This window comes from Palleronia sp., from assembly GCF_042089775.1.
Classification (GTDB): domain Bacteria; phylum Pseudomonadota; class Alphaproteobacteria; order Rhodobacterales; family Rhodobacteraceae; genus Palleronia.
On record NZ_JBELKF010000142.1, the window covers coordinates 1 to 5,470 of the forward strand.

Below are 5,470 nucleotides of genomic sequence, written 5' to 3' on the forward strand. Positions count from 1 at the left end.
GGATCGTCCAGGTGGCGCAGGCGGAACTCGACGGGATCGGCCCCGGCGAGCGCCGCCATTTCGTCCATGAAGCTTTCCAGCGCGAACACGTTGGCATAGGCGCCAAGCGCCCGCAGGGCCGAGGTTCGGATCGGCATCGGCTTCACAAAGTGATAGAGGATCCGCTTGTTCGGGATCGTATAGAGCGGCACCGAATTGCGGTCGCCCAGCCCCGGCGGCACGATCAGAAGGTCGGGGAGCTCGAACGGGATCGGATTGGCCAAGAGGTTCGCCGGCAGCAGCTTGTTCGCACCGGGCGGGCGCGTGACGTGGGAGCAACTCCACAAGTCGTGGGTCCAGTGAGAGATCCGGCCGCTGCCGTCCACGGCGCCCGCCAGGTCCATCGTCATGGCCGAGCCGTAGGGCTCCCAACCATGTTCCTGCTCGCGCATCCATGTCAGGCGGATCGGCCGGCCGGGAAAGGCGCGCGCGATCAGTGCGGCGTCGGCGGCCGCGTCGTCCGCGCCGTTATGGCCATAGCACCCGGCGCCCTGCACGTGGCTGATGCGGATGCGGTCCTCGGGCATGCCCAGCATTTCGGCGATCGCGGTGCGGTCAGGATAGACGCCCTGCGTGTGCGACCAGATGCGAAGCTGATCGCCCTCCATCGACGCCACGGCGCAGGAGGGGCCGATGGAGCCGTGCATCATGTAGGGCCGGTTGAAGGTCATCCGCAGCGACCGTTCGCCAGACGGCACGGTGGCCGAACCCTGTTGGGCCACTGTGCCCACGTCCGTCTCGTTCTCGCGCAGCCAGTCGTAGATGCGGTCCTTCTCGGGCAGGGTTTCCTGCACGTCCCACTCTGCCGCGCGTTCGAGGGCGCGCATGGCGCGGATCGCCTGCCACTCGCGCTCGGCCACCACGGCAAGGAAGTTGCCGTCGCGGTGAACACCGATCACCCCGTCCATCTCTTCGACCGGGGCGATCTCGACCGAGACGAGTTCCGACCCGGCGCCGGGCGGCCGGACGATGCGGGCATGGACCATCCCTTCGAGCCGGATGTCCTGCACGTAGATCGGCAGGCCCGTGACCTTGGGCGGGATGTCGATGCGCTGGAAGTCGCCGCCCATGACGCTGAAGTCGCCGGAATCCCGAAGCGGTACGTCGATCTGTGCCGGGACGTTCAGGTTCAGGGCGGCTGCCAGTTCGCCATAGCCGATCGAACCACCGGGGCCATGCACCACCTTGTCCTCGGCAAGCAGCTCCGAAACGTCGGCGTCAAGCTGGCGGGCCGCTTCGCGAAGCAGCAGAAGGCGCACATTCGCAGCGGCGTGGCGGATCGCCATGCCGCTTTCCTCCATCGAATGGCTGGCGGCGGTATAGCCTTCGTTCGGTGTCTGGGCGGTGTCCGCGGAGAGGATTTCGATCTCTCCCGGATCGGCGGCCAGTTCCTCGGCGGCGACCATAAGAAGCGCCGTTTTGATTCCCTGACCCAGCTCTGCCTTGCCGGTGAAGATCGTGATCTCGCCCTCAGGGCTGATCCTGATCCAGCTGTCGAGCGTCGGATGATCGCCAAGGCTGCCGGGCAGGCCCTGATCCGGCCGTGTGACCTCGGCCTCTTCTTCCTGCGCCCAGGCGCGACGCATCGCGAAGGTGACGACGAGGCCGCCGCCTGTGGCGCCAAGGAAGGCGCGGCGGCTGAATTCGGCTGTCATGGCGTCTCTCCCTCGACCGAGGTGCGCTGAAGCTCGTCGCGGGCGCGACGGATGGCGCGCAGGATGCGCATGTGAGTCCCGCAGCGGCAGAGGTTCCATTCCAGCGCCTGACGGATGTCGGCCTCGTCGGCCTCGGGGTTCGACACCAGAAGCGCCTGCGCCCGCATCATCATTCCCGGAATGCAGTAGCCGCACTGCGCCGCCTGTTCGGCGATGAAGGCGCGCTGCATGGGGCCGGGATCGTCGATCGTGCCCAACCCTTCCACGGTGGTCACGTCGCGCCCCTCGACCGTCATCAGCGGCATCAGGCACGACAGTGCCGCCTCGCCATCAACCATGACCGTGCATGCGCCGCACTGGCCCAGCCCGCAGCCATATTTCGCGCCGTTAAGTTCGAATTCGTCCCGCAGCACGTAGAGAAGCGGCGTTTCCGGGTCCGAGACGGCTTCTACGGCCGCGCCGTTGATCGTCAGTCCTGTCGCCATGGCTGTTCCTCCGCTCCCAGGTTGCCTGGTCCCCGCTCGATCATGTCGGCCGGACGGATCGAGACGTGGTGCTCGCCGCTGCGGGTGGCCGAAATCATCTCCTCCAGCCCCTCCCACGCGGGCAGGTCGGTGTAGGCCGCCCGCATGTAGTCAAGGAGCGCCACCATGTCCGCGTCGGAAAGCACGCTCCGGTAGGCGGGCATGATCGCGCTGGCCGCGCCGTCGGCCGGGGGCAGGCCGAAAAGCGTGACGTTTACGATGTTCTGCGGGCTGCCGGCATGGACGGCCGTGCTCAGCCGGAAGTCCAGCCCGCCATAGGGTTGCGGCCGCCCGGCCTCGTGACAGGATGCGCAGGCGGTGGCGAAGATCGCCGCGCCGCGCTCGTTTTCGGGTGCGGGCGGCGTCGCCATGGTGTCGGCGGCCTGCCCCCGACCGCGCCCGGTCTGGACCGCCTCGAGAAGCTGGTCCGCGACTTCGATCTCGTCCTGCGATGGCGTGCCCATCTGCGCGGCGGTGTAGGTGGCGATGGCTACGATGTCTTCGTCGGGCAGGCGCCCGAGATTGCCGGTCACCTCGGCCATCGGCCCGCGCGAGACGCCATGCGCCGCGTGCCAGCCGTGGCGCAGGTAGAAGGCCAGGTCCTCGGCCCGCCACGGGATCGGGGCCGGCGACGTCTCGTCGATTGGATAGGCGGTCCAGCCTTCGGCGGACCCGCCGGACCAGTGGGCCTCGTCGATCTGCGCGCCGGCCCAGTTGCGCGGCGTATGGCAGCCACCGCAATGCCCCAGCCCTTCGGCGAGGTAGGCACCCCGGTTCATCAGGTCGGATGCATCTGGGTCGGGAACGAACGCCCCCTTGTCGAAATACAGAAGCTTCCAGCCCGCGAGTATCGGGCGCATGTTCAGCGGGAAGGGAAGATCGGGCTCGGGGGCGGCGTATTCCACAGGTTGCCGCGTCATCAGGTACGCATAGATCGCGGCAATGTCTTCGTCGCTGGTGAGCGTGTAATGCGTGTAGGGGAAGGCCGGGTAGAGGTGGTTTCCCTCTCGGTCGATGCCCTCCCGCATTGAGCGTTCGAAGGCGGCAAGGCCCCAGTTTCCGATCCCGGTTTCCGGGTCAGGCGTGATGTTGGTCGAATAGATCGTTCCGAAGGGGGTCGGTACGGCAAGACCGCCGGCAAAAGCCTCTCCGCCCGGAACGGTATGGCAGGCAATGCAGTTGCCGACCGCGGCGAGACGGGCACCCTCTTCAACAGCCGAGGCATCGAAGGCTTCGGGATCGGGTCGATCAACCTCGGCAATCGCCGGTTCGTGCGCCCAAATCAAAGCGGCGATCAGTGCTCCGACGAGCAACAGCAGGAAACCCAGGAGAACTCTGAACCACGTGACACGCATGGCTTCTCAATCGGGACGTGTCGCAAATTGTTCCCGCTGCTCCAGCGCCACAACGTCGGGAGCCTCGCGCAGCTGCTCGCGGTTTGGAACCCTGACGGTGACGTCGATCAGCTTGCTCAGGTCGCTCCGCACACCGCTCTCGGCCTTTCGAACGAGATGCTGGACGGTACCAGACCCTCGCCTCCGCCGGGCTTGGCTCTTCATTCTTGTAATGGCCGTCGTACGACTGATCGGCAGCGATGGCGTTTTCCCCCTATGAAAGGATACTTGCGGTGATGCTCCCTTGAAAGGACTGGCTCTCGCTTGACGGCTTGCCCCGTTCGCAGGCGCCGTTCTCTCATAGAGGACGCGCCCGCTAAAACCCGGGTTCCGCCGGCCGGTAGCCTTGTCATATCGTTGAGTTGCTGATCACCTGCACTGTCCCAGCCACGCCGGTCACGCGCAGGATGAACCAGATCGCGGCCGGATGCGCCATTTAGGCCGTGCGACTGCAGGCTCGGTCAGGATTGCGTGGAGCGTCAGCGGATCATTGTTTGCCCTGAGCTTGGCGTACACGTCCGGGTTCCTCAACATCCGCGATACTCCGGCCAGCGCCTTGAGGTGGTCGACCCCTTGTCTGTCGGGGCCAACAGGCCGAAGACGAGATCGACCGGCTGCCGGTCGATTGATCCGAAATCCAGCGGCCGCACGAGGCGGATGAAAACTCCTTGCTCATGCTCGAGAGTGTCGAGCTGCGCATGGGGCAGGGCAACGCCCTGACCAACACCCGTCGGGCCCGGCTTCTCCCGGTCCATCAACGCCCCGCACACAGCATCGGAGGGCAGCCGTAGGCCTGTGCAGCCGCCTCGGACAAGGTTTTGAACAGCCGCTTTTTGCTGGTGATCATAGAGACGATGCGGGCAGCTTCGACTGTGAGAAGTTGGGAGAGGCGCATGCCGGCTTGTGTATCGCTGCTCGGGCGCCAAGTCACCCTCGGCTCTGAGGCTGCGGGGAGACGCGGCTTCGTGCGGCGGGGCGTCCCTTCAGGCGTGGCCGCGTTTTCCACCTGACGCGGATCTGTTCCCGCCGCCCTCAGGCTGCCGCGCTGCAATCGCGCAGCGGAGCGCTCCACGCTAACATGACGAAATGAGACGAGGCAGAGTGTCCGCGGCTGCTGCAGCTAAAGGCCGCTGGCAGATGTCGCGCGGCTCCGATGCTCTCGAGCCACGAGAGTCTCGGGCGGTTGATTTTACAATCACCATCGCCCCCACCGATCAGCGGGCGCATCAGCGACTTCGGTGTCGGTGAAGTCGGCGGCTCTGATAATCTCCTGTAGGCCTCGAGGTGATGAAACGTCCGACGCGACAAAATTCTGTGCTGTGATTGCGCGGGTTCATCCGGCTCCCAGCCTTGGCCAAACAAGTTCGAAGCGAGGTCAAGTTTGCTGAAACTCGTCTGGCGTTTAGAAGTTGAGGCGTCACCGAGGAAAGGTGCGGCGGAAATGCGGGCACTGTTGTTTCACAACCCGTTGGTAGGTACGGGCGAACATCCGGGAGAGGAACTTGTGGCTGGCGGCCCAGGACATGTCGGTGACATATTGCTCAGCGTCCTCGGATAACATCCGGGACTGCCTGGCGCAGGAAGCCGGCCTCTTCATCGTCGCGGGTGGGGATGGGACTGTGTGCAAAGTTGAGGCCCATTTGCCGGATCGGCGGCGCCCCTTCGGTATCATTCCGCTCGGGGGTTCCAATAACGTGGCAACCAGCTTGGGCTTTGGCCACCGGACAATCCTCTCGGGCGATGGCCTGTCCCAATCGGGTGGTCCGGTTTCAAGTCAGCCCGGCGCCCCCCGCAGCGATGAGTGCCACCACCGGCGTGATGATCAACGGGGCGCAGCAGACGGCACATGCTGCGACAA

The 5,470-nt window shown here is 65.5% G+C and carries 4 protein-coding genes and 1 pseudogene; 1 reads left to right on the forward strand and 4 read right to left on the reverse strand.

Translation table 11 applies throughout. The features are described 5' to 3' along the window. The 4 genes and pseudogenes from ACFDS3_RS18605 to ACFDS3_RS18620 all read right to left on the reverse strand — a co-directional run. Nucleotides 1-1,694: molybdopterin cofactor-binding domain-containing protein (locus ACFDS3_RS18605; RefSeq protein ID WP_375263840.1), on the reverse strand; the 1,694-nt coding region annotated here is incomplete at its 3' end. Continuing rightward, complete coding sequence (locus tag ACFDS3_RS18610) at nucleotides 1,691-2,179, reverse strand: (2Fe-2S)-binding protein (protein ID WP_375263841.1); 489 nt, start codon at nucleotides 2,177-2,179, stop codon at nucleotides 1,691-1,693. The genes ACFDS3_RS18605 and ACFDS3_RS18610, both read right to left, overlap by 4 nt. Continuing rightward, nucleotides 2,164-3,573: a cytochrome c gene (locus ACFDS3_RS18615; protein WP_375263842.1), complete on the reverse strand. Its 1,410-nt coding sequence runs from the start codon at nucleotides 3,571-3,573 to the stop codon at nucleotides 2,164-2,166. The genes ACFDS3_RS18610 and ACFDS3_RS18615 overlap by 16 nt, the downstream gene beginning before the upstream one ends. 435 nt (nucleotides 3,574-4,008) lie before the next feature. Continuing rightward, nucleotides 4,009-4,507, reverse strand: a pseudogene (locus ACFDS3_RS18620) (PTS sugar transporter subunit IIA). 628 nt (nucleotides 4,508-5,135) lie between these two features. On the opposite strand from ACFDS3_RS18620, the gene ACFDS3_RS18625 reads away from it, so the two are divergent. Continuing rightward, on the forward strand, nucleotides 5,136-5,470 hold a 335-nt coding region (locus ACFDS3_RS18625), incomplete at its 3' end, for a diacylglycerol kinase family protein (RefSeq protein WP_375263843.1).

Bases quoted from the DNA above. Each gene is read 5' to 3' on its own strand.
- ACFDS3_RS18610 (WP_375263841.1), bottom strand. From the start codon at position 2,179: ATGGCGACAGGACTGACGATCAACGGCGCGGCCGTAGAAGCCGTCTCG.
- ACFDS3_RS18615 (WP_375263842.1), bottom strand. From the start codon at position 3,573: ATGCGTGTCACGTGGTTCAGAGTTCTCCTGGGTTTCCTGCTGTTGCTC.